At 66.9% G+C, this 25,209-nt stretch carries 25 protein-coding genes; 10 read left to right on the plus strand and 15 right to left on the minus strand.

Annotation, left to right across the window (positions count from 1 at the left end):
• Positions 1 to 172: 172 nt before the first annotated feature.
• The gene (locus ABIE51_RS10575; protein WP_192630691.1) at positions 173 to 322 is read left to right on the plus strand and encodes a hypothetical protein; all 150 of its coding nucleotides are present in this window, start codon (positions 173 to 175) and stop codon (positions 320 to 322) included.
• Between the two features lie 45 nt (positions 323 to 367).
• Here ABIE51_RS10575 and ABIE51_RS10580 read toward each other — a convergent pair whose 3' ends face one another.
• From ABIE51_RS10580 to ABIE51_RS10595, 4 genes are all read right to left on the minus strand, one after another.
• Entirely contained in the window at positions 368 to 1,018 is a 651-nt protein-coding gene (locus ABIE51_RS10580) for a hypothetical protein (protein ID WP_192630692.1), read from the minus strand.
• 3 nt (positions 1,019 to 1,021) lie between these two features.
• Positions 1,022 to 1,282, minus strand: coding sequence for a hypothetical protein (locus ABIE51_RS10585; protein WP_192630693.1), 261 nt, complete (start codon positions 1,280 to 1,282; stop codon positions 1,022 to 1,024).
• Between the two features lie 163 nt (positions 1,283 to 1,445).
• The gene (locus tag ABIE51_RS10590; RefSeq protein WP_192630694.1) at positions 1,446 to 1,652 is read right to left on the minus strand and encodes a cupin domain-containing protein; all 207 of its coding nucleotides are present in this window, start codon (positions 1,650 to 1,652) and stop codon (positions 1,446 to 1,448) included.
• A 222-nt stretch (positions 1,653 to 1,874) separates the two neighbouring features.
• Positions 1,875 to 2,219 carry a hypothetical protein gene (locus ABIE51_RS10595; protein ID WP_192630695.1) on the minus strand — a complete coding sequence of 115 codons (345 nt, stop codon included), beginning with the start codon at positions 2,217 to 2,219 and terminating at the stop codon, positions 1,875 to 1,877.
• Here ABIE51_RS10595 and ABIE51_RS10600 point away from each other — a divergent pair.
• Positions 2,218 to 3,513, plus strand: a complete 1,296-nt coding sequence (locus ABIE51_RS10600; RefSeq protein ID WP_502913286.1) for a cytochrome b — start codon at positions 2,218 to 2,220, stop codon at positions 3,511 to 3,513. The genes ABIE51_RS10595 and ABIE51_RS10600 overlap by 2 nt on opposite strands.
• Positions 3,514 to 3,524: 11 nt before the next feature.
• Here ABIE51_RS10600 and ABIE51_RS10605 read toward each other — a convergent pair whose 3' ends face one another.
• Positions 3,525 to 4,568, minus strand: coding sequence for a LysR family transcriptional regulator (locus ABIE51_RS10605; RefSeq protein WP_192630696.1), 1,044 nt, complete (start codon positions 4,566 to 4,568; stop codon positions 3,525 to 3,527).
• A gap of 71 nt (positions 4,569 to 4,639) precedes the next feature.
• The gene (locus ABIE51_RS10610; protein WP_192630697.1) at positions 4,640 to 5,035 is read right to left on the minus strand and encodes a hypothetical protein; all 396 of its coding nucleotides are present in this window, start codon (positions 5,033 to 5,035) and stop codon (positions 4,640 to 4,642) included.
• Between the two features lie 127 nt (positions 5,036 to 5,162).
• Here ABIE51_RS10610 and ABIE51_RS10615 point away from each other — a divergent pair, with 127 nt between their 5' ends.
• Positions 5,163 to 8,204 carry a sensor histidine kinase gene (locus ABIE51_RS10615; protein WP_192630698.1) on the plus strand — a complete coding sequence of 1,014 codons (3,042 nt, stop codon included), beginning with the start codon at positions 5,163 to 5,165 and terminating at the stop codon, positions 8,202 to 8,204.
• Complete coding sequence (locus ABIE51_RS10620; protein WP_192630699.1) at positions 8,197 to 8,823, plus strand: response regulator transcription factor; 627 nt, start codon at positions 8,197 to 8,199, stop codon at positions 8,821 to 8,823. The genes ABIE51_RS10615 and ABIE51_RS10620 overlap by 8 nt, the downstream gene beginning before the upstream one ends.
• 2 nt (positions 8,824 to 8,825) lie before the next feature.
• Here ABIE51_RS10620 and ABIE51_RS10625 read toward each other — a convergent pair whose 3' ends face one another.
• The 5 genes from ABIE51_RS10625 to ABIE51_RS10645 all read right to left on the minus strand — a co-directional run bounded on the left by ABIE51_RS10625 (position 8,826) and on the right by ABIE51_RS10645 (position 15,250).
• Positions 8,826 to 10,418 (minus strand): alpha/beta fold hydrolase, encoded by a 1,593-nt coding sequence (locus ABIE51_RS10625; protein WP_192630700.1) that lies wholly within the window; start codon positions 10,416 to 10,418, stop codon positions 8,826 to 8,828.
• A gap of 25 nt (positions 10,419 to 10,443) precedes the next feature.
• A complete protein-coding gene (locus ABIE51_RS10630) occupies positions 10,444 to 12,015 on the minus strand; it encodes a phospholipase D family protein (RefSeq protein ID WP_192630701.1) in 1,572 nt (523 codons plus the stop codon).
• Positions 12,016 to 12,048: 33 nt separating this feature from the next.
• Entirely contained in the window at positions 12,049 to 13,257 is a 1,209-nt protein-coding gene (locus tag ABIE51_RS10635; protein WP_192630702.1) for an acyl-CoA dehydrogenase family protein, read from the minus strand.
• A gap of 96 nt (positions 13,258 to 13,353) precedes the next feature.
• Positions 13,354 to 14,634, minus strand: a complete 1,281-nt coding sequence (locus ABIE51_RS10640; RefSeq protein WP_354504026.1) for a TetR/AcrR family transcriptional regulator C-terminal domain-containing protein — start codon at positions 14,632 to 14,634, stop codon at positions 13,354 to 13,356.
• On the minus strand, positions 14,603 to 15,250 hold the full coding sequence (locus ABIE51_RS10645) for a TetR/AcrR family transcriptional regulator C-terminal domain-containing protein (protein ID WP_192630704.1): 648 nt from the start codon (positions 15,248 to 15,250) through the stop codon (positions 14,603 to 14,605). The genes ABIE51_RS10640 and ABIE51_RS10645 overlap by 32 nt, the downstream gene beginning before the upstream one ends.
• Before the next feature lie 254 nt (positions 15,251 to 15,504).
• Between ABIE51_RS10645 and ABIE51_RS10650 the strand changes: the two genes are divergently transcribed.
• From ABIE51_RS10650 to ABIE51_RS10660, 3 genes are read left to right on the plus strand one after another with little or no spacing between them, the layout of a single operon-like run.
• On the plus strand, positions 15,505 to 16,566 hold the full coding sequence (locus tag ABIE51_RS10650; protein WP_192630705.1) for an HlyD family secretion protein: 1,062 nt from the start codon (positions 15,505 to 15,507) through the stop codon (positions 16,564 to 16,566).
• Entirely contained in the window at positions 16,556 to 17,623 is a 1,068-nt protein-coding gene (locus ABIE51_RS10655; RefSeq protein WP_192630706.1) for a DUF2955 domain-containing protein, read from the plus strand. Before ABIE51_RS10650 ends, ABIE51_RS10655 begins: the two co-directional genes overlap by 11 nt.
• Positions 17,620 to 18,267, plus strand: coding sequence for an alternative oxidase (locus tag ABIE51_RS10660; protein WP_192630707.1), 648 nt, complete (start codon positions 17,620 to 17,622; stop codon positions 18,265 to 18,267). Before ABIE51_RS10655 ends, ABIE51_RS10660 begins: the two co-directional genes overlap by 4 nt.
• 24 nt (positions 18,268 to 18,291) lie before the next feature.
• On the opposite strand, the gene ABIE51_RS10665 is transcribed toward ABIE51_RS10660, so the two are convergent.
• Entirely contained in the window at positions 18,292 to 18,939 is a 648-nt protein-coding gene (locus ABIE51_RS10665) for a TetR/AcrR family transcriptional regulator C-terminal domain-containing protein (protein WP_354504029.1), read from the minus strand.
• 220 nt (positions 18,940 to 19,159) lie between these two features.
• On the opposite strand from ABIE51_RS10665, the gene ABIE51_RS10670 reads away from it, so the two are divergent.
• Positions 19,160 to 20,053, plus strand: a complete 894-nt coding sequence (locus tag ABIE51_RS10670; protein ID WP_354504031.1) for a LysR family transcriptional regulator — start codon at positions 19,160 to 19,162, stop codon at positions 20,051 to 20,053.
• A 561-nt stretch (positions 20,054 to 20,614) separates the two neighbouring features.
• Here ABIE51_RS10670 and ABIE51_RS10675 read toward each other — a convergent pair.
• On the minus strand, positions 20,615 to 21,046 hold the full coding sequence (locus tag ABIE51_RS10675; RefSeq protein ID WP_192630710.1) for a cupin domain-containing protein: 432 nt from the start codon (positions 21,044 to 21,046) through the stop codon (positions 20,615 to 20,617).
• A gap of 797 nt (positions 21,047 to 21,843) precedes the next feature.
• On the opposite strand from ABIE51_RS10675, the gene ABIE51_RS10680 reads away from it, so the two are divergent.
• Complete coding sequence (locus ABIE51_RS10680) at positions 21,844 to 22,269, plus strand: DoxX family protein (RefSeq protein ID WP_192630711.1); 426 nt, start codon at positions 21,844 to 21,846, stop codon at positions 22,267 to 22,269.
• Positions 22,270 to 22,375: 106 nt separating this feature from the next.
• Positions 22,376 to 22,849 carry an ester cyclase gene (locus ABIE51_RS10685; RefSeq protein WP_354504033.1) on the plus strand — a complete coding sequence of 158 codons (474 nt, stop codon included), beginning with the start codon at positions 22,376 to 22,378 and terminating at the stop codon, positions 22,847 to 22,849.
• A 94-nt stretch (positions 22,850 to 22,943) separates the two neighbouring features.
• On the opposite strand, the gene ABIE51_RS10690 is transcribed toward ABIE51_RS10685, so the two are convergent.
• Together ABIE51_RS10690 and ABIE51_RS10695 are read right to left on the minus strand one after the other, a co-directional pair.
• A complete protein-coding gene (locus tag ABIE51_RS10690) occupies positions 22,944 to 23,591 on the minus strand; it encodes an NAD(P)-dependent oxidoreductase (protein ID WP_192630713.1) in 648 nt (215 codons plus the stop codon).
• Positions 23,592 to 23,928: 337 nt separating this feature from the next.
• A complete protein-coding gene (locus ABIE51_RS10695) occupies positions 23,929 to 24,999 on the minus strand; it encodes an alpha/beta hydrolase (RefSeq protein WP_354504862.1) in 1,071 nt (356 codons plus the stop codon).
• Between the last annotated feature and the right edge of the window lie 210 nt (positions 25,000 to 25,209).

The raw sequence follows: 25,209 nt of genomic DNA on the forward strand, positions 1-25,209 counted from the left end.
TTTGGGGATATGGCCACCGCGATTGTTCTGGCCCATTCATAGCCTGGACGCGCTGCTCGATCTAGATACTCCTGCTGCTGTGCACCGTTCCCGTTGAGCTGTACGAGGCGGTCGGCTGGGCGCTGGCTCGCGATTCTGTGGGGCGTGGTGTTTCCGCGGGCGCAACGGTGGCGTGGAAGCCAGCGAAAACCTTTTCGACGGCGGCGCCAACGGCGTCCCAGTCTGGCGCATCTGTCAGGATATCCAGATCGACCTGCGCGAGATGCTCGGTGAAGTCGACGTCCCGGCACCGTCGCGCCGGGTCAGCGACATCGCGCTTTGATCGGCCGTATGCGGCGCCGGGGCGGCGTCCCTGAAGCGCCACGCGCTAGCGCTCCCAGGCGACCATCTTGAATCGCTCGTGCTCGATACCAAAGAAATCGCACTTCCACGCACTTTGCGCCGCGAAATCGAGGTCGATCCATTCGTCGCGACAGGCCAGGACGTGTCTTGCGCTGGCGTCCCAGTCGATCGACATGAACATGCGCGTGTAGCGGTCCACGCGCGCCTGGATGTGCTCGCACACGAACGCGTCGTACTCGAAGTGCAGGATCTCGAAGACGTTGCCGTCGCGATCGGCATAGTCGATCGAGAAATCCAGGCCCCATTTCGGCCGCAGCTTCACCAGCTTGTATAGGAGCGGGTTTACGCGCGCCCATCGGCTGAGCTGTTCCAGCGCCTCGCCGGCGAACCCTTTGCGTTCGAATAGCAACGCGTGGTTGAGCACCGCGCCCTCGTTCTTTGTCGGTGGCGACGCGAGCCAGCGGCGGCGGATCGCGTGCCGGTGTTCGCGATGCGTGCAGAAGCGCTGGCCGTTCGCCGCTGCGTAGAGCTTCTCCAGCGGACTAAGGTCATAGCCCGACTGGTCGAACAGTTCGACCAGCTCCGGGCCGGGAACGCGATCGCTGAAGTCGCCGATCCGGTTGCGGTAGAACGGGGTCGGATCGAGTCGCGTGGCAATGGCGGTGAGGTCGTTCACCTGCTAGTCCATGCTGTCGCCGGTCAACTGCAGGTCGCGCAGGATTGCGCCCAGTTCGCTGTTGACCGATTCGAACTCGTCGGGCGACGCGCGCGACACGATAGCGCCTGCCATGTCGGCGAACTTTTCGTAGACGGCGGTCGTGTCGGGGTTCTCCCGCAGCATCTGCTCGACGTTTCCACGCAGCGTATCGAGCTGCGCCTGGAGGTCATGCCATCCCAGTTGCGGCGGCTCCACCGGATGCGGATCTCGAGCGTTCGACATGGCGGAGCCTCGTGGTGGTTGCACGCGGGTACTTGCGCGCAGCCTAGCCCCGCACGCCGGCGACGGGAAGACGCACGCGCATCAACCGATTGATGCCCTGAACGCACAGCGCCCTTCACATTTCTGCACGGGCACGCCGGGGCACGATCGGCGCGCCCGACACTCATTCGCCCGGAATCACCGCGGGCTTGCCGGCGTCCCTCAGGAAGAACTCGGCGAACTTAGTAGGTTCGAATGTACTGGCGTTGCGCCCGACCGTGTGGATGTCCTGCGGCCCTCCGTACAAGCTCTCGTCTGGACGACGGTTCAGCACCGGGCTGCCCTGCGACCACATCGTGGTGGCCAGGGCGAGTGCGAGGGTGGTGCGCATCTGGACGACTCCTGTGTTCGGCGACGGGCCGCGCGTAGTGCGCACGCGCGCAGCCGGAGTAGCGCGTGAATCGGCAACAGCGTGTTGACCGTCGCGGCGCGTGCCTCGCGCAGCACGCCCCGCACGCAACGATAGCCACGCGCAGGCCAAGGGCCATTGTTGCCCGAGCGGCAACGCGCGGTATCCCCGTGCGCAGCTTCCGGTGCGCTGGGCGCGCTCCTATCATGCAAGCAAGAAGGAGGCGCGCTGCTGGTCGAGTGCCGCCGGTTCATCCTCGCGCGGTTCGCAATGGATTGCGTCGAACGCTTCCTGCCCGCCGCGACGGAGATGACGGATGTCAGCTTGTCCAGGACGCCGTAACGGGGCCTGCACTGTCCAGCCGTTTGTGCACGGGACGAGCCCACCTCGGCCGATGTCTCCGCGAAGGCCGATCAGCAACGCGACGAGACAGCGGACAAGAAGCCTCTTGCCCGGTGGCCGATGCACCAATGCGGCGATATCGCACGCCGTCGCGTTCGCGTTCACACCCGCATTGTCGCGCGCCAGCGCCTGAGGAACTGCGGTCATGGCACTCAAGATCATCCGCGTCTACCCAAAGAACCGCGTGCTGGCGTGGATCGAGGATCGCCTGCCGGTGATGTCGTTCCTGTCGGCGCATACGGTGACGTACTACGCGCCGAAGAACTTCAACGTCTGGTACTACTTCGGCGTGCTCGCGTCGGTGGTGCTGGTCAACCAACTGGTGACGGGCATCTTCCTGGCGATGCATTTCAAGCCGTCGGCGGCCGAGGCGTTCTCGTCGGTCGAGTACATTATGCGCGACGTGGAATGGGGCTGGCTCATCCGCTACATGCATTCCACGGGCGCCTCGCTATTCTTCGTGGTGATCTACCTGCACATGTTCCGCGCGCTTTTGTACGGCTCTTTCAAGCGGCCGCGCGAGTTGGTGTGGGTGCTGGGCATGCTGATCTACCTGACGCTGATGGCCGAGGCCTTCATGGGCTACGTGCTGCCATGGGGTCAGATGTCGTTCTGGGGCGCGAAGGTCATCATCTCGCTGTTCGGCGCGATCCCGGTGGTCGGCCACGAGCTGACCGAATGGATCATGGGCGACTACCTGCCGGGCGACGCCACGCTCAACCGCTTCTTCGCGCTGCACGTGATCGCGCTGCCGCTGGTGCTCCTGCTGCTGGTCACGATCCACATCCTCGCGCTGCACGAAGTCGGTTCGAACAATCCCGACGGCGTGGAGATTTCCGGGAAGCCAGACAGCGACGGGCACCCGGTCGACGGCATCCCGTTTCATCCGTACTACACCGTGGAAGACACGCTGAGCACGATTGCCTTCCTGCTGGTCGCTGCGTTCCTGATCTTCTTCACGCCCACCGTGGGCGGGTTGTTCCTGGAACACGACAACTTCGTCGAGGCCGATCCGCTGGTCACGCCGGAGCACATCCGCCCGGTGTGGTACTTCACGCCGTTCTACGCGATGTTGCGCGTGATCCCGCACAAACTCAGCGGCGTGATCGTCATGTTCGCCGCCATCGGCGCGCTGTTCCTGCTGCCGTGGCTAGATCGCGGGAAGGTGCGCTCGATCCGCTACCGTGGCCTCGGCTACCGCGTCGCGCTGTTCGCGTTCGCGACCGCGTTCGTGGTGCTCGGATTCGTGGGCATGGGTGCGACGGCGTCGACGATCGAGGGAATCGTCGCGCCGGGCCACGACGTCAACGCCATCGACAACTGGATCGGCCGCGCAATGGTCGCGGTCTATTTCGGGTTCTTCGCGTTCCTGTGGATCTACACGTACTTCGGGCTGGAGCGCACGCGCCCCGTGCCGGAACGCGTGACCACGAGTGGCTGACGCGCATCGCGTCAGGCGGTCGCGTCGGCGCGCGCTTCCATCCCGACGGGACGCGCGCGCGTGGCGCTGGCGTTGAGTCCCATCATCGTGCAGTCGACGTCCATCGCGCGGATGCGGTCGCTCATGAAGTCGATGAACACGCGGATGCGCTTGGGCAGCTGGTGGCGGCTGAGGTAGCACAGATAGTGGCCGCGATCGTCCGGCGCCAGCGCGTTGAGGCAGGTGACCAGCCTGCCGGCATGCAGTTCCTCGCAGACCTGGTACGCCGCCAACTGGGCGAGTCCCTGTCCATCGAGCACCGCCTGCGTCGCCAGAGAGGGATCGTTGACGACGATGTTGCCGCTCGGCGTCAGGCTCTGGCTCCGTCCGTCGACGCGGAATTCCCAGGGTTGCAGGCGACCGTTGGGAAGGCGCTGGTTGATGCAGGCGTGGTCGTCGAGTTCGTCGACCGTCGTCGGCAAGCCGCGGCGCAGCGCGTAGTCGGGGGACGCGCACACCAGCAGCTGCATCGGGATCAGGCGCTTGGCGACGACCTGGCTGTCTTCGAGCCGGCCATCGCGGAAGGCGACGTCGATGCGTTCGGCGGCGAGGTCAACGGCGCGGTCTTCCAGCGATAGTTCAAGCCCGACGGCCGGATACTCCTTCCTGAAGTCCGCGAGCAGCGGCGCCACGACCTTGCGGCCGAAACCAAGCGACGCGCTGATCTTGAGCATGCCTTGCGGCGGGCCGTCGCGCAGGTCGCGCATGTCTTCCAGCGCCTGCAGCAGTTTTTCCACTCCGGGGCGGCAGTTCTCGTAGAACTGCTCGCCTTCGCGCGTGGTGCTGGTACTTCGCGTGGTTCGCGACAGCAGCCGTGCGCCCAGCTGCGCTTCGAGTTTCTGCACGCTGCGGCTGACGGCGGAACGGCCGATGCCCAGACGCTCGGCGGCCCGCGAGAAGCTGCCTTCGTTGGCGACGGTGAGGAACGCCACGACGCCCGCGTAGCTCGCCGACAGGCTGGTGGCGAGCGAGTCGCGGTGGTCCGACGGGCCGTGGTGCAGCGAGGGGATCGTCATTGCGGTTCTCCCGGACGGTGTGCACGCATGAGCCTGCCAGCCGATCCGCGCCGGCGGCAGCCCCGGACAGGTCAATCGCCGCCCCCTCGATCCGGGGGGCGGGTCGTGAGGTGGATAACGCGGTGGCCATGGCGGCGGGCGTCGATCGAATAGGCACCGGCGCCGAGCAGCGCCATCGCAGCGCAGCCACCGGTATGGCCGATCAGCAGCAGGCGCTCGGGCCCAGTGGAGACGACGAGGGCGAGGAGCACCGCGACGCCCAGCGTGAATGCCGCCACGCGCGTGGCGAATCCGGCCACCAGCAGCAGCGCGAGCATGCCGGCGACGAGCCGCAGCACCATCGCCCCCGCCGTCGTCATGGGCGGAAGCGCGACGATGCCGAAGGCAAGCGGGGCGTAGCAGAGGCGAACGGTCAGCAGGCCAAGGCCCGCAGCGCCATCGGGAAAGCGGCCTACGTAATGACTCATGCGATGACCGTAACGCCGTTCGGGCGCTACGCTAGGCCCGACCGGGGCACTTGGCGATCCCCTGATCGAGGGTAATATCCGAATCGAAAGCCGGCACCCATGGACGATGCCCAACACGGGGACGGCCATGCGGCTACTCGGGATCATCCTGTTCGCCATCGTGGCGGCTGCGTCGCACGCGACGCCTGCCGGGGAGTCCCCCCGCCTCGAACGCTACGTCCACCAGCGCTGGATCGAGGGAAGCGAAGCCCCGGTTCCGGTCATCGCCATGGCGCAGGGGCGTTACGGATTCATCTGGCTGGCGACGGGCGACGGCCTGTTCCGCTTCGACGGATTGCGTTTCGAGGCGATCGTTCCCGACGCGGACGATGGCCGTCACGAGTCGCCGAGCGCGCTGCTCGTCACCGCACGCGGGCACGTCTGGACCAACTTCGAAAGCTCCCGCAGGTTCGCGGTGTACCGCGACGGCGCGCTGCGCATCCTGCCCGGGCCCGCCGCGCCGAGCCGCATCGCGCAGATGGTCGAAGGCGCGGATGGATCGATCTGGGCGCTGACCGCGAACTACAACGCCGAGCTGCTGCGTTACCGCAATGGACGCTGGCAGACCTACGACGCGCGCAACGGCCTGCCGGCGAGCAACGCGGCAAACATGATCGTTGCCGCGGACGGCGCGCTGTGGGTTGCGTGCACCACGGGGATCGCGCGTTTGCCGCCCAATGGCGATCGCTTCGAAACCGTGCGCCCCGCGCTGCGGGCGCGCATCGCACAGGACGAAACCGGCCGCATCTGGCTGTTCGACGCCAACGGGATCGCGCCGATCACCGGCGCCGGAGGGCGCGGCGCACCGCCGCCATCGCGCGCGGTGCATCGCACGCCGGACGAACCGATCCGCGGCACGCCGCTTATCGATCGCGCGGGCAATATCTGGATCGCCACGCGCTACGAAGGCGTGCAGCGCTTCGCCTCGCCGCTGGCCCCGATCGACGGCGCCGTCGTGCAGGAGTCGTTCACCACGCGCGATGGCCTGTCGTCGGACGTGACCAACCAGATCCTTGAAGATCGCGAAGGCAATCTGTGGGTCGGCACAGAAGGCGGCCTCGACCGCTTTCGCCCGGCGACGCTGGTCGCGGAGCCGGCGCTTTCATCGCCCGCGGTCTACGGCGACAAGTTGCTCGCCGCATCCGACGGCAGCGTCTACATCGGCCAGGCGCAGACGCTGTATCGCGTGCGACCGCATGGAACGCCCGAGCCCGTGCTTCGCGATCTGGTGGAGCCCGAAAGCCTGTGCGAAGCCCCCGACGGCGCGATCTGGATCGGAATGCGGTCGCAGATCCTCGTGTGGGCGGACGGTCGCATCCAGCGCAGGATCGACCGGCCGGACCGGCAGGCGAACCACAACATCATCTACGACTGCGCCTTCGATGCACGCGACGACTACTGGATTTCTGCGGCCGGGAGCGGCGTGCACCGGCTTCGCCACGACCAGTGGACGACCGAAGTCGAACCCGGCGGGGAAATCGACTTCTTCCCGACCACGATGGTGCGCACGCCGTCCGGCGGTGTGGTGGTGCAAATCGGCGACAAGCTCGCGTGGCTCGACGATGCCGGACGGAAGGACACGCGCCTGGACGTCGGCGGTGGCGACATCAAGGTGCTCACGCTGTACGTCGACGCGACCCACGTCTACGTGGCCGGTGCGTTCGGCCTGTCGCGGCAGTCCGACGGGAAGGTCGAGACTGCGTGGGTACCGCATGTATCGCCGCACAGCCGCATCAACGGCATCGTGCGGACGCCGCACGGCGACATGTGGTTGGCCTATCCCCGGGCGCTGGTCAGGCTGACGCAGCGCGAACTGGACGCTGCGCTCGCCAAGGGCGAACTGCCCGAGCAGGCGATGACGCTCGGTCCCGGCGACGGACTGGGCAGCCGCGCCCACTCGCATTCGCAGCGCTCGCTCGTGCGCGGTGGTGACGGGCGGCTCTGGCTCGCGACGGAAACCGGGACGCTGTGGATGGACCCGGCGCGGATCGCGTCCAACCGCGTTCCGCCGGGCGTGCTCATCCGCTCGATCGACGTGGACGGCCGCATCGTTCGCGATCCGCGCAACCTGACGTTGCGCACGGGTGCGTCGAAGATCCAGATCGACTTCGCGGTGTTGAGCTTCGCCGACCAGCAGCGCGTGCGTGCGCGCTACAAGCTGGAGGGCTTCGACCGCGAATGGGTCGATCCGGGCCTGCGGCGCCAGGCGTTCTACACCAACCTGCCGCCGGGCCATTACCGGTTCCGCGTCATCGCGGCCAACGACGACGACGTGTGGAACCGCACCGGCGCCACGCTCGATTTCGAGATCCCGCCGACGTTCGTGCAGTCGATCTGGTTCCCGATCCTGTGCGCGGTCCTCGCACTGCTGGTGCTGGTCGCCATGTACCGGTTGCGCATCGCGCAAGTCGCCGCTCGCATCCGCGCCCGGCTCGAGGAGCGCACGGAGGAGCGCGAGCGCATCGCGCGCGAACTGCACGACACGCTGCTGCAGGGCGTGCAGGGATTGATCCTGCGCTTCCAGGCCGTCGCCGACCGGCTCCCGCCGGATGAAGCCTCCAAGTCGCAGCTCGATTCGGCGTTGGCCGCCGCAGACGACGTCGTGGCCGACGCGCGCGATCGCGTTCGCGACCTGCGCGGCAGCAGCGATGCCGGCGATCTGAGCCAGGTGGTCGAGCACCTGGTGGACGACACACCGTTCGATCCGCCGATCCCGGTGCGCATCGTGATCGAGGGGCGGCAGGTGCCGGTGCATCCGCTGATCGTGGTGGAGATCAGCAAGATCCTGCGCGAGGCGCTGATCAACATCTCGCACCACGCGCAGGCATCGTCGGTCGAAATCGCGATTGGCTACGACAGCCGTCACTTGGCCGTGCGCGTGCGCGACGACGGCGTCGGTATTCCCGACCACGTGGTCGCCAATGGCCACAAGCAAGGCCACTACGGCATGCTCGGCATGCGCGAGCGCGCGGAGAAGATCGGCGGCAAGCTCACCGTGTCCAGCGTCCAGCACGGAGGATCGGACGTTACACTCACGCTTCCTGCGCGCCTGGCGTTCGCGAAACGTCCTTCACGAAGGCGAGGGTGGAGGTGGCTGCGCCCATTCGGCAAGAGGTCCGGCGATGTCTGATTTGAAGATCCGCATCCTGGTCGTGGACGATCACCCCGTGCTGCGCGATGGCGTCGCCGCATTGCTGGCCAACCAGACCGACATGACGATGGTGGGCGAGGCGAACAACGGCCGCGAGGCAATCGAGCGCTGGCGGGAACTGCGTCCCGACGTGACGCTGATGGACCTCCAGATGCCCAGCATGAACGGCGTGGACGCCATCGGCGCGATCCACGCCGAACATCCGCAGGCGCGCATCATCGTGCTCACGACCTACGCCGGCGATGTGCAGGCGGTGCGCGCACTGCGTGCGGGCGCGGCGGGCTACCTGCTCAAGAGGAGCCTGCGCACCGAACTGGTCGACGCGATCCGCGACGTGCATCGCGGCCAGCGCCACGTGCATCGCGACGTCGCGGGCGAGATCGCCGTGCACGTCGCCGACGAACCCCTGAGCGAACGCGAAGTCGCGATCCTGCGCCAGGTTTCCATCGGCCAGGCGAACAAGCAGATCGCCTTGCGGCTGGGCTTGTCGGAAGAAACGGTGAAGGGCCACCTCAAGAGCATCTTCGCCAAGCTCGACGTCGCCGATCGCACGCACGCCGTCACCGTCGCCGTGCGGCGCGGGATCATCGAACTCTGAGTTCACGCGTCAGTGCGCGTCGTCGCCCGCGCGTGCTCGCGCAGGATGCGCACGACCTCGGCGACCGCGGCCGGACGCTCGTGCACGCGATGGCCGGATTCAACGACGAACGATGAGACCGCGCCCGGCAGCATGGCGCTCGCGAGCGGCACGATGCCGTCCGATTGCGGATCGCTGCCGCGCTGCACGCCAGCGATCGTGTGGTACGGAAAGCCGGGCGGCGGTAGCAGCGCCTCGGCCGCGCGCCGCACCGGCTGTTCGGAATGCAGCGTGGTGATGCTGTTGATCCAGCCCTGCTCGAAGACCGGCAGAAGTTCCGGCCGAATCGCCTGCGGATTGCGCTGGGCAACGCGACGCAGGGCCTGCACTTCCATCGTGCGCCAGCCAACGAGGTCGCCCGTGAGGCGCCCCAGCAGCGTCGCCGCACTCGGACTTCCGCGATGCGGCGCGGCGAGGAAGACCGCGCGCGCGACACCCGCGTAGGGTCGGAAAAAGAAGATGCGTTCGATGAGCTTCAGGTCGGCCTCGTCCGCATCCAGGGCTTCCTGCGGCACGAGGAAGGCCGCATTCCACAAGGCGTCGCCGCTGTCGGCGCAGAGCAGTCGCGCGACGACGCCACCGAGGCTGTGGCCGATCAGGACCGCGCCCGAACGCGCCCGCGCCGTGCCGTCGGGGTCGAGCTGGCGCCAGGCGTCGTCGAGGTAATCCTGCAGGTGGAGCCGTGCGGCCAGCAGCGGCGCGTCGGTCTGGTGGACGACCTGCCACACCTGGAACCGCGCGCGCAGGTCCGCTTCGCCCCATACGGCGTTGGACACGTGCGACCAGATGAGCGGATTGCTGCCCAGTCCGTGGATCATCACCAGCGGGCACTTGCCGGGATCGTACTCGTCGAGCAGGTAGAGGCCGGCGCGACGACCGATCGCCTTTCCGCCGACCAGGCCCCACAGGCCCAGTCGTTCGAGCTTGGATACCTCCATCGCCCACGCGTAGGCGGCGGACGTATCGCGGGCGGGTTGCAGCCGATGCGCGCCGATCGCCACCGCGTCGAGCTTCAGCGCATCGGCCAGCACGAGGCGAGGCGATGCGTCGCGCGAATCCGCATCGGGTTCGATCCACGCCGTGAGGTTGCCGAACGCGCCCGACTGCGGAAGAAGGCGCGATGCGGGCGGTCCCGCATCGCGCGACGAGAGCGCGGCAATCGCCACCCCGAAACCCGGCGTGCTGTAGCGCTTGCCGTCGAAAGCGTCCATAGGCACGTCGCGCGCGCGGCGCAGGCGCAGGGGAGTGCGCAGCGATGTCGCGATGTCGCGGAACTCCACATCGACGTGCACATCGCCGACTTGCAGCGGGCCAGGCGACCAGTCGGTCGGACGGTAGCGAAGCAGCAGCGCGATCGCCTCGGCCGTCGCGTCGTTCGCGAGCGCAACGGCATCGGGTACGGCATCGTCGCCCGACGTCTCGATGGCCCGGTACGCATCGATGGCGCAGCGGACCCACGCCCGCAGCGGATCGTCGGCCGACGGCGCGCGCCGTGCCCACGCACGCGCGGCGTCGAGGTCGCCGTTGTCGTCGGGCGATGGTGGCGAGTTCGTCATGCCCGGTAACTCCGTGGATGTGGCCTCACAGATGCGGCTCGACCGGCAGCCAGCCGACCATCCGCACGACGGCGCGCGGCCACGGACCCGTTTCGGGTTCGTGCGTCATGACGACGGGCGGCGTTTGGGCAGCGTCGAGCCAGCGCAGCGCGCCGTTGTCGTCCAGGTACACCGACCAGCTCACCGACGGCGACGTCAGGCGCAGGTATTCGGCGCGCAGTTGCCCGGCGAGCACGGGATCGTCGAACAGCACGCCCATTTCGGTGTTGAGATCCTTCGAACGTGGATCGACGTTGAACGAGCCGATGAAGCCGCGCGCGTCGTCGAGCACGAACGCCTTGGTGTGCAGGCTCGCGCCTTCCCGACGCGCGCCGGGCGGCGCGGTCGTCGCGACGTAAGGGCGAAGCTCGTGCAGGCGCACGCCATGTTCGAGCAGTCGCACGCGATACTTCGCGTAGCCGCTGTGGACGGCGGCGACATCGGTGGCCGCGAGCGAGTTGGTGATCACGCCGACGTGCACGCCGCGGCGCGTCAGCCCGGCCAGCAGGCCGGTGCCGTCCTCGCCGGGAATGAAGTACGGCGAAATCACCAGCGCCCGGATTCGCGTGGCCGAGATCACCGGAACCAGGCGGCCGACGAGCCAGTCCTTGCGACTGCCGCCATTCCACTTGAGCGGCGGGTCGGCGACGACCTCGATCCCCGACGTCCAGTGCGGCGCGATCGCGTGCTGGTAGTAGTCGCGGATCAACTGCGACGCAGCGACGCGGTCTAGGTACTGCCGCGCGGAAGGACGATCCGCGTCCTCGCGCACGCGTGCCAGCACGTCGTGCAGCGCCTCCGGCGCGTGCTCGCCAAGCGAGGTGATGGGCACGGCGGCGTCGCTGTTCCAATACGTGTCGAACACGCTGCTGGCCTGCGCCGCCGCCGGGCCGAGCAGCAGCAGGTCGAGGTCGCGGAAGTTGGTTTGCTCGTTCGCCTCGAAGTAGCGGTCGCCGAGATTGCGGCCGCCGACGATCGCGATGCGGCCATCGGCGATCCAGGCCTTGTTGTGCATGCGATGGTTGATGCGGAACAGGCGGCGCAGGAACTCGAATGCGCGCGCCACGCCTTCGCGGTTCCGGAACGGGTTGTAGACGCGCAGCTCGATGCCAGGATGCGCGTCCATCGCCAGCAGGTGCGGGTCCAGGCCGTACGCGTTCATGTCGTCGAGCAGGATGCGCACCCGGACGCCGCGTTCGGCGGCGTCGAGGATTTCGCGCGCGAGCAGGCGTCCGGTGAGATCGTTGTGCCAGATGAAGTATTGAAGATCGAGGCTGCGTCCGGCCCGGCGCGTGCAGATCGCGCGTGCGGCGAACGCGTCGATGCCATGGTTCAGGAACACGGTCCCCGTCTGGCCAGGATGCGCGGCGAGCAGCGGCGCCAGCTCGCGATCGATCTCCGTCTGCGCAGGTTGCAGGGGCATGGCGTACTCGGGAATGCCGGACGGTGACGGAGCAGGGCGGTCGGTCAGAAGCACCAAGCCGCCGAACGCGACAGGAAGCAACAGCAGGCCGACGACGAGCCAGCGGAAACCGCGCCATCGGACGACACGCCGCATCACCACCTCGATGGCCGCAACGGCGGCCGTTGGCTAGACGAACGCGCTGAAGCCCGTAATCGCGCGGCCGACGATCAACGCATTCATCTCGCGGGTGCCCTCGTAGGAATAGAGCGCCTCGGCATCTGCGACAAAGCGGCCGACCTGCTGGTCGAGCAGGATGCCGTTGCCGCCGAGCAGTTCGCGGGCCCAGCCCACGGTCTCGCGCATGCGCACGGTGCAGAGGCCCTTGGCGAGCGCGGCGTGTTCGTCGCGCATCAGGCCCTGGTCCTGCATCTGCGAAAGGCGCACGCACACGGCCTGCGTCGAGGTGATGTTGCAGAGCATCCGGAACAGCAGGTCCTGCACCAGCTGGAAGCTCGCGATGGGCTTGCCGAACTGGATTCGTCGTTGCGCGTAACGAAGCGCGTACTCGTAGGCGCCGCGCGCACAGCCGACCGATTCCCATGCCACGCCGGCACGCGTCGCGGCCAGCACGCGCGCGGTGTCCCGGAACGAGTTGGCGCCCTGCAGGCGATTGGCCTCGGGCACACGGCAGTCGGTCAGCGTGATCAGCCCGTTCTGCACGACGCGCAGCGCCATCTTGTGCAGGATCTTCTCGACGTGGAACCCCGGTGAGCGGTTCTCGACGATGAACCCCTTCACCTGGTTGTCGTCGACATCGCGCGCCCAGACGATCGTCACGTCGCCCCAGGTGGCGTTGCCGATCCACTTCTTCTGGCCGTTGATGATCCACGTGTCGCCCTCGCGTCGCGCGGTCGTGGTCAATCCGCCTGCGGCTCCGGAGCCGACCTCCGGCTCGGTCAGGCCGAAGGAGCCGATCGTCTCCATCCGCGCCATCGGTGGCAGCCACTTCTGCTTCTGTTCCTCCGAGCCGCACAGGTAGATCGAGCCCATCGCCAGCCCGCCGTGCACGCCGAAGAAGGTCGCGATGGACGAATCGACGCGAGCGATCTCCATCGTCACGAAGCCGAGCAGGGTGCTGCTTCCGCCTGTACATCCGTAGCCTTGGAACGGAATGCCGCTGATGCCCAGCGCCCGGAACCCGGGCAGCAGTTCGAACGGAAACTCGTCGCGCTCCCAGTAGTCGGAGATGATCGGCTTCACCTCGCCTTCCATGAACGCGCGGACCTTGAGGCGTATGGCGTTTTCCTCGTCCGACAGTGCGCCGGCGAAATCGTAGAAGTCTCCGTTCGCCTCGGGCAGCGCGGAAGCGAGGGCGGTGTCGTCGTGGCGGTTCATGGGCCTTCCTCGTGCATCTCAGCGGCGGTGGCGGTAGGACGCGGCCTGTTGGGCGATGCTAGGCGCGCGTGAATGGCGGCAGTAGCGGCCGGGCCGTCAACAGCGTGTTTCCCCGCATGATCCAAAGCGGAGCGGTTCGGCCAGGTTCTCACCGGGCGCGGCGCGCGGCGCGGGGCGGCTCGTCTCCCACGCGCGGCGAATGCGCCCGGAGGCCTGCTCCCAGCTGAGGCCGGTACAGCCGACGTAGTCGCCCCAGAGCGCTTCGGCCCAGCCGGCCACCGCGTCCCAGTCGTCGCCGCGTACGATCTCGCGTAAGGATTCGCCGATCTCGCGGATCAGGCTCTGCGCCGTCAGATCGGTTTGCGTGGCCGATTGTGTCTGCACGCCCAAGGGCGGCGCCGATCTGGTCCGGTGCGCACCGTAAAGGAAGACGTCGACGACGCAGGCGACGTGGTCGCGTACCTCGCCGTTCGTGGGCGATTCGCGAAGGCCGAGCGCGACTTCCAGGTGCAGGTGGCCCTTCAACATCGCGACAAACCGCCGCGCGGCCTGCGTGCAATCGTCCACCTCGATCTCGCCGCGAAACTTCGCCGCGACCAGGACCTTGCGCACGCGTTCGATCGCCTGGTCCGGCGCGCCCGAACGATACGCATCGGCCACTTCCCTGTCGCGCACGACTTCGGACACGGCCGCGCGATACAGGCCGATGCCGGATCGCGACGTCATCGTCGTGACGACGCTCGTGCCCAGTTCCAGCAGGACGTCCCGCAGCAGCTCGCCCCGCTGCTTCGACACCGACGCCAGCGCCGCGCGCGAATGCCGCTGCGATTCGGCCAGGACATGGCGTCGCACGAATTGCGCCACGCTTACGGATTCGACGTCCGGCTCGTCCTTCAACCGGCGGAAGAGCCCGTTGGGCGTCCATGTCCAATACGAACGACCTAGCATGTAGGACACCAGCACGCTGCAGTTGGCCCACCCGCGCATCTGGCTGCCGCACCCGGGGATGCGTTCGCGCACCTTGAGGACGTCGCCCATCGCGCCCCAGCGGAGGAAGCGGATGGCCTGATCGAGGGTCAGGACGTTGACCATCATCCGCGTCCACCACGGCTCCATGAGCAGCCAGCTGCCGTCGTCGAGCGGGCGAAGCGCGAACACATGCTTGTGACGCCGGTCGGCGAACATGTGCCACCACTGGCGACGCAGGCCGGGCACGAAGCAGACCAGCCAGGTGGCCGCTTCCACCGTGACGGGCGAGCCGTTGGCGTCGATCGCCATGGCCGTCTTGTCCGGCGAGTCGAACGCGATCGGGTTCATCGCGGAGCGCAGGGCCCGCGTGCCGCGATCAGCCCAGCGTGCGGCGGTTGAGGTAAGCATCGTGGCCCCTTGTATCGATACCGGAAAGGAACACCTCGACCATCCAGTCGAGATCGTCGTCGAGGTGCGACGGATCGCTCGCGGCCGAGACATCGGCCATGTCCCAGTACGCGCGCAGCAGCGACAGGAAGTGGATCGCCGCACGGCGGCAATCCATGTCGGGGCCGAAACCCTGCGAGCGTGCGAACGACATGAAGCGTGCCAGTTCGTCGCGCACGCGCGCCGGCCCGTGCCGGTAGAACTCCGCGCGGACGGCATGACCTCCGAACTCGTTCGTCACGGCGATGCGGTAGAGGTTGCGCAGCTGCGATCCGGAGAAGCCGTCCGTCGCCTGGCGTGCGAAGGCTGCCAGTTGCGCGTGAAAGCTGGCGCTAGTCGGCCGCTCCGACAACGGTGCGAGCATGTGGTCGGCGATCGTCGTCACGACCGCGACGAAGAGCGAGCCGTCGCTGTCGAATGCGTCGGCCACGTCGCGTCGCGGTATCGCCGCGATGCGGATAACCGCGTCGAGCGAGTCGGCGTGCCGGGAGTGGAGGACGTCGGCGACCTTTCGGACCAGTTCGGCGCGAAGCAGTTCGCGCGATCCGTCGGGTGGGGAGGGTGCATCGGCGAACATGACAGTGCTTCGTGGTGCCTGAAGCGGCGGGATTCTAGGAATCGCGCCACCATCCGTGTAGCCACGCGGCGGGACGCAGGTCGTTTACCGCTGGGAACCAGTCGGCGGCGTGTCGCAGGCCCTCGCAATTGGTGCCTACGGAGCAACATGCTGTGCGCCGTCGCATGCCTTCCGCCCGCGCCCCACGCGCGCCCAGACTGGCCGCATCGATGGTCGAACCGTGGGATTCCTGCGGGAATCCGAGGAGAGTTCGCATGAGTCCCGACGCACGCTTCCGCGCCTGGATGGTGGGTTCGCTGGGCCTGACCGGCCTCGCGTTCGTCTACTTCCTCATCGCCGACGTGCATATGCCGTTGTCGCCTGAAGCGCGGCTGACCTACCACGTCACGCAGGTCGCGCCGGATGTCAGCGGCCGCGTCGTCGACGTCATGGTGCGCAACAACGAACAGGTCGTGGCCGGGCAATCGTTGTTCCGCATCGAGCCGGACACGTACCGCACCGCCGTCCACGACGCCGAGCTGCTGGTGGAGCAGGCGATGCAGGACAACTCGCAGCTCGACGCGAACATCGTCGCGGCGACGGCCGAGGTCCGCCGCATGCAGGCACAGGTGGACGATGCCGAGCGCGAACTGAAGCGTTTCCGCGAACTGGTAGGAGAGCGCTACGTCTCGCGTTCGGCGTTAGACCAGGCGCAGGCGCGTCGCGATGTCTCTCAGGCCGCGCTCCAGTCCGCGCGCGCCACGCTGAACGCGGTTCGCGTGCAGCGCGGCAAGGACGGCGACATGAGCCTGCGCCTGCGCCGCGCACGCAACGCGCTCGACAACGCGCAGCTCAACCTGCGTCGCACGGACGTCGTCGCGCTCGCGCCTGGCACCGTGAGCAACATGCGACTGCAGGTCGGCGCGTATGCGCAGGCGGGCGCGCCGAAGCTGGTGCTCATCAGCCGAATGCCGAACCTGCAGGCGGACTTCCGCGAGAAGGCACTGATGAACGTCGCGCACGGCACGCGCGCGGAAGTCGCCTTCGACGCGTTGCCGGGGCGGTTGTTCGAGGCCGAAGTGACCTCGCTCGATGCCGGCGTCGCGCAAGGTCAGATCGATCCTGATGGACGTCTGGCGGCACCAGCACAGAACGATCGCTGGGTTCGCGATGCCGAACGCGTGCGCGTGAACCTGCGCCTGCTGGAGGCGCCGCCGCGTCCGTTGATGACCGGCGCGCGCGCGACGGTGCAGCTGCATCCGCGTCCGGAGGGTCTGCGCCACTGGCTGGGCAACCTGCAGATCCGACTGATCACACTGCTCCACTATGTCTACTGAGGCGCTGCCGGCGTCCGCACCTGCGCGCCCCGCGCTGGGCGAGGACGCGTGGCGCCAGGCGTGCCGCATCGCGATCGGCAGCACGATCGGGCTGGCGGTGGTGAAAGCCGCCGACTGGCCGTTTGGCGTGTTCTTCGGCCTGTATCCCGTGCTGCTACTTGGGCTGGTACCGATCTTCAAGCTGCCCATCGCGCTGCAGTTCATCGCCAGCAGCGTGGTCAGCATCGCGATGGTCAACCTGCTTGGATTGCTGGGCAACGCGTCGCCCCTGCTGGCGATAACGGCGTTCTTCGCGTTCTCGCTGCTGTGCTTCCGCCTCATGGCCAACGGGCCGCTCTTCCTGTTCGGCGCGCTGTCGATGGTGGCCACCTCGGTGCTCGTGCACCTGGCCAGCTACCCGCACGTACCGAAGAGCGACCTGTTCACGTCGCAGTTCCTCGCGACGCTGCTCGCGGTATTCATTGCCGCGCTCGTGCATGCACTCCTGCCGGAGCGGCGCAACATCCCGCGCCCGTCCGGGCAGAAACCGCTGGCCGTGGTTCGACACCAGATGCTGCTCGGCGCGGTATGTGCGAGCGCCTCGTTCATCGCGTTCCAGCTGCTGGACCTGAGCGACTCGCTGTCGGCGCAGGCTGCGACCGTGCTGATCCTGTTCCCGATGACGTTGGCGGGCGGTCGCAGCGCCGCGTGGACGCGCGTGGCAGGGACCTTGCTCGGCACCGCGTTCGCGCTCGCGCTGCAGCTGGTGCTTTACACGCACGTCTCGCAGGTCGTCTTCATCGTCGCGCTGTACGGCATCGGCATGCTGATGTTCGCCGTGATGCACGTCCGCGAGAACGCGGGGCCTGCCGTCGGCCTGAGCGGCGCGACGGCGCTGGCGGTGCTCATCGGGCAACTGTCGCCGACCGGCGACCTGTATGGCGTGTCGCTCTACCGCTTCAGCTCCGTCGCCATCGCGGTGCTGTCGATGCTGCTGTGCATCTTCACCGTCGACTTGTTCCTGCGCTGGTACCTCGCGGACCGCACACCTGATTCCCTAACCAAAAGACCAGAATGAACGTTGAAGTCCGGTATCCGGTCGAACTGCACCATCCCGTCCGTAACCTGTCGGACCGCATCGCGTACGGCATCACCCGTGCGCTCCGGTTCTTCGCCGACACGTTGTTCGCCAAACGCTACGGCAACCGCGCGATCGTGCTGGAAACCGTGGCTGCCGTGCCTGGCATGGTAGGTGGCGCATTGCTGCACCTGCGATGCCTGCGCTGGATGCGCAACGACCACGGCTGGATACGGACGCTGCTCGACGAGGCCGATAACGAACGCATGCATCTGATGACGTTCATGGAAATCGCGCGGCCCAGCCTGTTCGAACGCATGATGGTGCTCATCGCGCAGGCCCTGTTCTTCACGTTCTACCTGCTGCTGTACCTGCTGTCCTCACGCACGGCGCACCGGCTGGTCGGTTACTTCGAGGAAGAAGCGGTGGTGAGCTACACGCGTTACCGGGAGGAGATCGACGCAGGCCGCATCGAGAACGTGCCGGCCCCGGCCATCGCTATCGAATACTGGAAACTTCCCGCGGACGCGTGCCTGCGCGACGTCGTCATCGCGGTGCGGCAGGACGAAGCAGGGCATCGCGACGTCAACCACGCCATCGCGGCACAGCAGGCGCGCAGGGTGCCCGTCACGGACGCGCTATAAGCGCGCCGGGGCGGATCGTCGGCTTCAGCCCGGCCGTGTCGCGGTGCCTTGCAGGAAGATGTCCACCGCGCGCGTGACCCGCGCCTTCCACGCGCGCTCGGTCAACGGGGGACGAACGCCCAGCAGCACCTCGAGGTAGGTATCGTCGCGCAACATGCCGATGAAGTGCTCGGCCGTCGCGACGGGATTGGCGATCGTTAACGAACCCGCCTTGGCATGACGCGAAAGCAGCTGCGCCAGGCCCTCCAACGCGCGACGCGGCCCGCTGCGCAGGAAGATGTCGGCCAGTACCGGCCGGCGCACGCCCTCGGCGATGACCAGGCGATACAACGCGACCGTCCGCGGATCCATCAGGGCGCGCATGACCGCACCCGCGAACTGGGTCAGCGAGGCGCGTACGTCATCGCCAGCGGCCGCGTCCGCATCCGGAAGTGCTCGCAGCACTTCTTCTGAGATGTCCGTGAGCATCGCCGCGAGCAGGTCGTCCTTGCCGCCGAAATGGCTGTAGATCGCCCGCTTGGAGCCGCCGACGCGCTCGATGACCGCGTCGAGGCTGGTGTTCGCATAGCCGTCGCGCAGGAACAACTCGCCGGCGGCTTCAAGTATCTGTTGGCGTAGATCGACCGGGCTGCGGCGGCTTCGGCGGGAGGACGGATCGTGGGAGGAGGGCACGGCTGCATTCCTTCGGGTTGACAATTAAAGGTACCAATCGGTACCTTGCGGCTCAAGGGTACCGACCAGTACCAATAGTCCGCGCTCCATCGAAACAAGCAGCACCGTTGCGATTACGCCCGGGTTTCGCACGCGGCGGTTTTCACGAACTGCACCCCCCATGTCGACCATCTGCCACCCCACCACGTCGCCGTCTAACCCGGCTCCCGTACGGTCTCCGATGAGTTTCACCCACGTCGTGTCCTTCATTTCCGTCGTCCGGGAAGGCAGCTTCGCTCGCGCGGCGGACCGCCTGGGAGTAGGGCGCTCGGCGGTGAGTCGAAGCGTGCGCAAGCTTGAAGATCACGTCGGCGCGCGCCTGCTTCGGCGCACGACGCGAAGCGTGTCGCTTACGGCTGAAGGCCAGACGTTCTACGACGCCTGCTGGCCTGGCGTGGAAAGGATCGTGCTCGCCATCGAGGAAATGCAGGACCTGCGCGAAGGTCCGCCACGCGGGCAGATGCGCATCGCAGCACCGCAAAGTTTCGGCCGCCAAGTCGTCGCGCCGCTGCTGGTCGAGTTCCAAGCCCTGTTTCCCGAACTCTCGCTGGAATTGCTGCTGGGCGAAGGCGCAGTGGATTTGGCTGCCGATCGGATCGATGTCGCGTTTCGCGATGGCGACCTGGAAGATGCACGGATCCACGCTAGGCTCTTGGCACCAATGCAGCTCCGCGTCCATGCGTCGGGCGATTATGCGAGTCGCCACGGCTTGCCTGCGTCCGTTGACGAATTGGCACGGCACGCCTGCATCAATCTGCGCCTGCCGAACGGGCGTTTGCAGGAATGGCACTTCAAGGGTCGTGAACGAATGCATGCGGTCACGCCCAACGCGCGACTGGTGTTCAACGACACCTCACTGGTCTTGCAGGCGGCCCTCGACGGCATGGGCCTCGCCCAGCTACCGGCCTGCGTCGGCCGCAACGCCGTGGCGGCCGGGAAGCTGGTGGTGTGCCTGGATCAGTTGGCGCCCGACAACAGGAGCCACTACATCTGCTACCTCAGCCGCCGCCAGCAACCCGCACGCATCCGCGCATTCGTGGATTTCATGACGCGGCGCATCCGGGAACCTGGTTGAGCGTTGAGGGTGCATGGTGGGTTTGTGTAGCGCACGGGACGCGATGCAGGAGAAGGGTGAGTGGTTGGTGTGGCAAGTTGGTGCGGCGCCGCCTGCTCCAGGCGCGTCTACTACTTCACATGGTGCATGGCGGCGGGAAAGTTCAGGGGAGGGCAGGTAGATCCAAATGACCGCTTTCTACCAGAGGCGGATACTCGCGCCGCAACCCATGGACAGGGAGCAATGAAGCTTTGGTGGCTTACGATGTCCTTGGCGGTGTGCAGCCTTTCGTGCGTGTGACGATGGAGAACTTGGCGTAACGGGGCAAGGTCCGGTTGCCGCATTGGTACCGCTGCCCCCGCGGCTCCAGATGGTGGGACGATCGGCCAACTCCTCGCCTGTTCCGCGAAACCGCGATGAGAACTTTCCGCACGAGAGTGCTGCGAGGTCGAGGCGTTTCGTTCCCGGTGCACGGCGCTGGATGCCTGCCATGTCTGGTGCATCCACAGTCCAGACGGAGTGCGTGGTGGGGGGCGCTGTGCTCAAGCTTGCACCTTGGACCTCACCGGAGGGTTGCCTCCGTCATTCGCCAGGAATCACGGCGGCCTTACCGGCGTCCTTCAGGAAGAAAGCCACGAACTTCGCCGGCACCGTCTGGCTGGCGTTTCGTCCTACCGTGTGAACGTCGTCAGGGCCTTCGTACCAGCTCTGGCCCGGTGCCAAGTTCACTTCCGGGCTGCCCTTGACCCCCATCACAAGCGAGCCTTCAAGCACGTAAACGAACACGTGGGCGTCATGGTGATGAAGTTTCGCCACAGCGCCCGCCGGGTACTCAATGAGTAGGACCTGCGCCTCTTTCCCCGGGTAGTCCGGCAGCGCCTTGCTCATCACCGGCGTGGCAATCGGCCCCGGCGCGTCCTGCAGCGTTTTGCTTGTATGACCATTGGGCTCTTGCGCCATGAGGCTGCCAGACCACATCACAACGGCGAGAGCGAGTGCATGCGAAATGCGCATTGGTAGTGTCCTCTGATCGGGAGACAGGAACGTCCGCTCCTCACGTCGATCCTAGGTCTCAGCGACCGACGCCAGAAGCTGCTCGCTGGGCAACACCATGTTGATTGACATCGCGAAGGCACTTGTCGCTAGCGAATGGCAGCACATGCCCCGGGGCTGGGCGGGATAGCGTGCGGGACGTCAGCTCAATCTCGCAAATTGATGCCGTTGCACGACTGCGTATGTATCCAAAGCTGGGACTTCCGTGTCGACCGCCAGCTGTTATCGCCGAGAACTGATGTTCACCGGCCCCGGTTCCTTCACGATGGGCAGTGAGTTCTGATTGTCCGATTGATTCGGCTAACGTCCGCCTTTGGCCGTTGCCGGAGCCGGGTTCGACGGTCCATTACTTGACGCGTGAATCCATCTTCGGGTTTGGCTGAGCGACAGTCTTCGCGCCATCTGATCTGTCATGGCGGATAGGGCGCAACAGAGTTTGCGCCGCACTCGAGCATCGATCCGTCGCATTGACCATGCGCCCAGGTGCTGCGGGACCATCGCCAGCGCCGCTCAAATACCGAGCTGTTCTTCGACATCACGATGGCCGGAAAGCCGCGGGTGCGCTCTGGTCACCAGGTTGTTGCGCGGCGGGACGCTACCTGGGCACCGACCCGTTGCCTATGCTGGACGCTCTGCCAGGCCTTCGCGCCGACGCGCGAACGCGTTCGGCGCCTCACGTTGCGCATGCAGGAGGCCACTGGAAACGCCCGCCGCCATGCCCGGCGCGGCATTCGAACCGTCCAACAAGAGAGAAGTGCATGAGTTCGTACCTGTCCTTTTTCGGCCGCCTTGGTCTTGCCCTCATCTTTCTGGTTTCGGGGTGGGGCAAGCTCGCGGGCTACGCCGCGACACAGCAGTACATGGAGTCCATGGGCGTTCCCGGAGCGCTGCTTCCGCTGGTCGTATCGCTCGAACTGGTGGGTGGGCTGGCGATCCTCGCCGGTTCGCTCACGCGATGGGCGGCAGTCGCGCTGGCCTTGTTCTCGCTTTCGTCGGCGGCACTCTTCCATGCCGACTTCGCTGATCCGACGCAGGCAACCCACTTCTGGAAGAACGTCGCCATCGCCGGCGGGTTCTGCATCCTCGCAGCCGATGGCGCCGGTGCCGCGAGCGTCGATGCGCTTGTGGCCAAGCGCCGGGCCATCCAGCGCAAACAACACCGTACTACTGGAACGACTCCGTGATGAGAACGAACGTGACGATGACGCCGATCGCAATTGCAATCCTTTTGTCGGTGGGATGCGCGCCCGCCGAACCGGACGCCTTGCTTCCCGCGACCAACGGCCGTCGGTGTCGCAGGTCGAGGCGCCGCTGGTAGCGCTCGACGCGGCGCAAACCGAAGAACGCAACCTCCGAACGTTCGATGATCTGGACTTCAACGTCTTCAGCAGCCAGAAATGGAGCCAGCTCTCCCACAGTCATGCGCAGGACGTGATCGTGCACTGGCCCGACGGCCGCACGACCGTGGGTATCGACGCCCACATCGACGATCTGCAGAAGCTCTTCGTCCATGCGCCGGACACGCGGATCAAGGTCCATCCGCACAAGATCGCCGACCGGAGCATGACCGCCGTCAGCGGCATCATGGAAGGCACCTTCAGCCGGGCGATGCCGCTTGCGGATGGCTCGTCCCTGCCAGCGACCGGCAAGCGCTTCACGCTGGCCATGGCGACCATCGGTCGCTGGGAGAACGGGGTGATGCAGGAGGAGTGGCTCGTCTGGGACAACCAGTCGTACCTGGCGCAGATCGGCGCAGCTCCCTGAGCGACGGGAGCGAGTGTGGTGCAACAGGGTTGCGCCATACGAGGATCGAATGGGCGCATGGGTCGATGCGCCCTGCGTCCTCATATCGCGCTGGCTAGTTTCGCAGCGTGAGTGCCAGGCCATGCGTTGTCGGGGAATCGAGAATCCCGACCATGTAGTTGGCGACATCAGCGCGTGTTGCGGTCGACAGGATGCTCCACCGCAGGTCGGTGCCGACTTTGAGGTCCCCGCGCGCGGGCTTGAACGTCAGGGTCGCCGGTCGGACGATCGTCCAGTCGCAACCGCTGGCGCGGACGAGCGCCTCCTGCTTCTCCTTGTCCGCCATGACCTCCTTGAGCGCCAGTTTGACCAGGAAGCCCGCGCCGAATCGTCCCGTGGCGTAGCTGTCGCCGACGCTCACCGAACTCTGGACGATGAGCCGGCCGCGATCCTGCGGCATGGCGGCAAGGATGTTCGCCGTGCCCACCGAACAGACCGGGACGCCGGGCTGGCGTCGCCATCGATCGTCCTTCGCACGAGGAATCGCCCCGAGCGCGCAGATGATGGCGTCCGCGCTCCGGACGGCCGGCGCCACGGACGCCGGATCCATCACATCCCCTTTGACGACCCTGAGAAACGGATGGGACGCCCTCATCCGTACGGGATCGCGGGCGAAGGCCGTGACGACGTGGCCCGCGGAGAGCGCGGCCTCGACGGCAAGTCGTCCGGTCGATCCTGTTGCGCCGAAGACGACGACGTTCATCGTGTTTTTCCGCCACGCAGCTGCGACGGACGAGGGCGGCGAAGCCCGACCGGATCGCTGGTTGCCGTCATCGCGTCACGCGCAGGCGCGGCGGGCGAAGCTGCCATCGGCAGTCGCGGTCGAAGTTGAACGTGCAAGGAGCGCTCCATCCAGTCGCCGTCGCCGGCATCGAGATACGCTAGGGCGCGAGGGGGCACACCGGTAGGCCTACGGCGGGACGCGCGTTGTTGCGCGATGGGCATCACTGCCGGCGGTCGCTAGGAAGAGGAGGGCGGTCGGATGCAGCGCAGCGGGAGCTCGACCGCGCCGACTCGCCGGATGGCACGCCGTCGGATCGTTACAGAGGGACGGAGGTCCCGCCACCATCCTCATGGGCCAGCAGGTGCTGCGCGAAGCCCTTGATCGCGTCCAGGGTCGGCGCCGTTTCCCCCAGCCACCACCAATGCGCGGTCCCGGGCAGTTCGAGCCACCGGGCACCGGGAATGGCCGCCGCGACATGGCGACCGGCATCGATGCGCACGGCGCGGTCGCCGGTTCGATGCATGACGAGGGTTGGCACGCGGACCTGCGGCAGCAATGCGCGGACATCGCTCAACGCCAGCGTGCGCAGGGCGGCCTGCATGCAACGCGGGCTGGATCCCAAGCGCAGCATGCGCGCCCACCAGCGCTGCACGAGCGCGTCGCCCGCCTGTTCGGGCGCGAAGGTGTCGATCGCCGCCGGCCGCCCCCATTGCGCGACGAGCGCATCGAGCCAACGTTCATAGCGCTCGGCGGTGAGTGCCCAAGGGTAGTCCTGCGTTGCCGTACCTCGCGCGAGCGTTGCCCAGAGCGCGAGCCCCGCAACGCGCTCCGGATGCTCGACCGCGAGCCGGATCGCGATCGGCCCGCCTTCCGACACCGCGAACACGAGCGCGTGCCGGCTGCCTGCCGCGTCGAGTACCACCAGCGCGTCGGTGCTGCTCACCGATGTGTCGGGCGGATCGACGGTGCGGTCGGAAAGACCGACGCCGCGGCGGTCGTAGAGGATGAGCCGGAAGTCGCGCGCCAGTTCGCGGAAGAAGGCCGCGGGCCCACCCGGTTCCCACGCCTGCTCCAGGTTCGAGATGAAGCCGCTGATAAGAAGCACATCGAGCGGGCCGGCGCCCAGCACCTGGTACGCGAGGTGCACGTCGCCGCTGCGCGTGAACCGCACCACGGGCGCGGCCGGCTCGTGGGCAGGGCTTGGCATCGTGGCTGCGTCGCGTACGCGCACTTGATCGGCCACCCGGCGTGTTGCGACTTCCGGCTCGACGCCGAGTTCCTCGCGAAGGAGTTGTCGGCATCGCTCGAACTGTTGCAATGCCGCGCGAGGTTGTCCGACGGCGGCATACAGATGGATAAGCCGGCGCCCCTTGGCGTGTGCGGCTATCGGATCAGGCCGCGATAGCGGGTCGGAAAGAGCCGACGGTTCGCGCCAGACGGCGCAAAGCCCTACGGATCACATTTCGCATAATGCATATTATGTAATGAAGTCATGGCCGGTACCAACGTACGGATTGACCGGCTTGTCGTGACTCTCCGGCCCACGCCCGCGCACGGGATCCGTGCCCTGCCGTGTTCAGCCGATAGCGTCGCATCT

Origin of the sequence: Lysobacter sp. OAE881 (assembly GCF_040546665.1) — a bacterium.
Classification (GTDB): domain Bacteria; phylum Pseudomonadota; class Gammaproteobacteria; order Xanthomonadales; family Xanthomonadaceae; genus Lysobacter_J; species Lysobacter_J soli.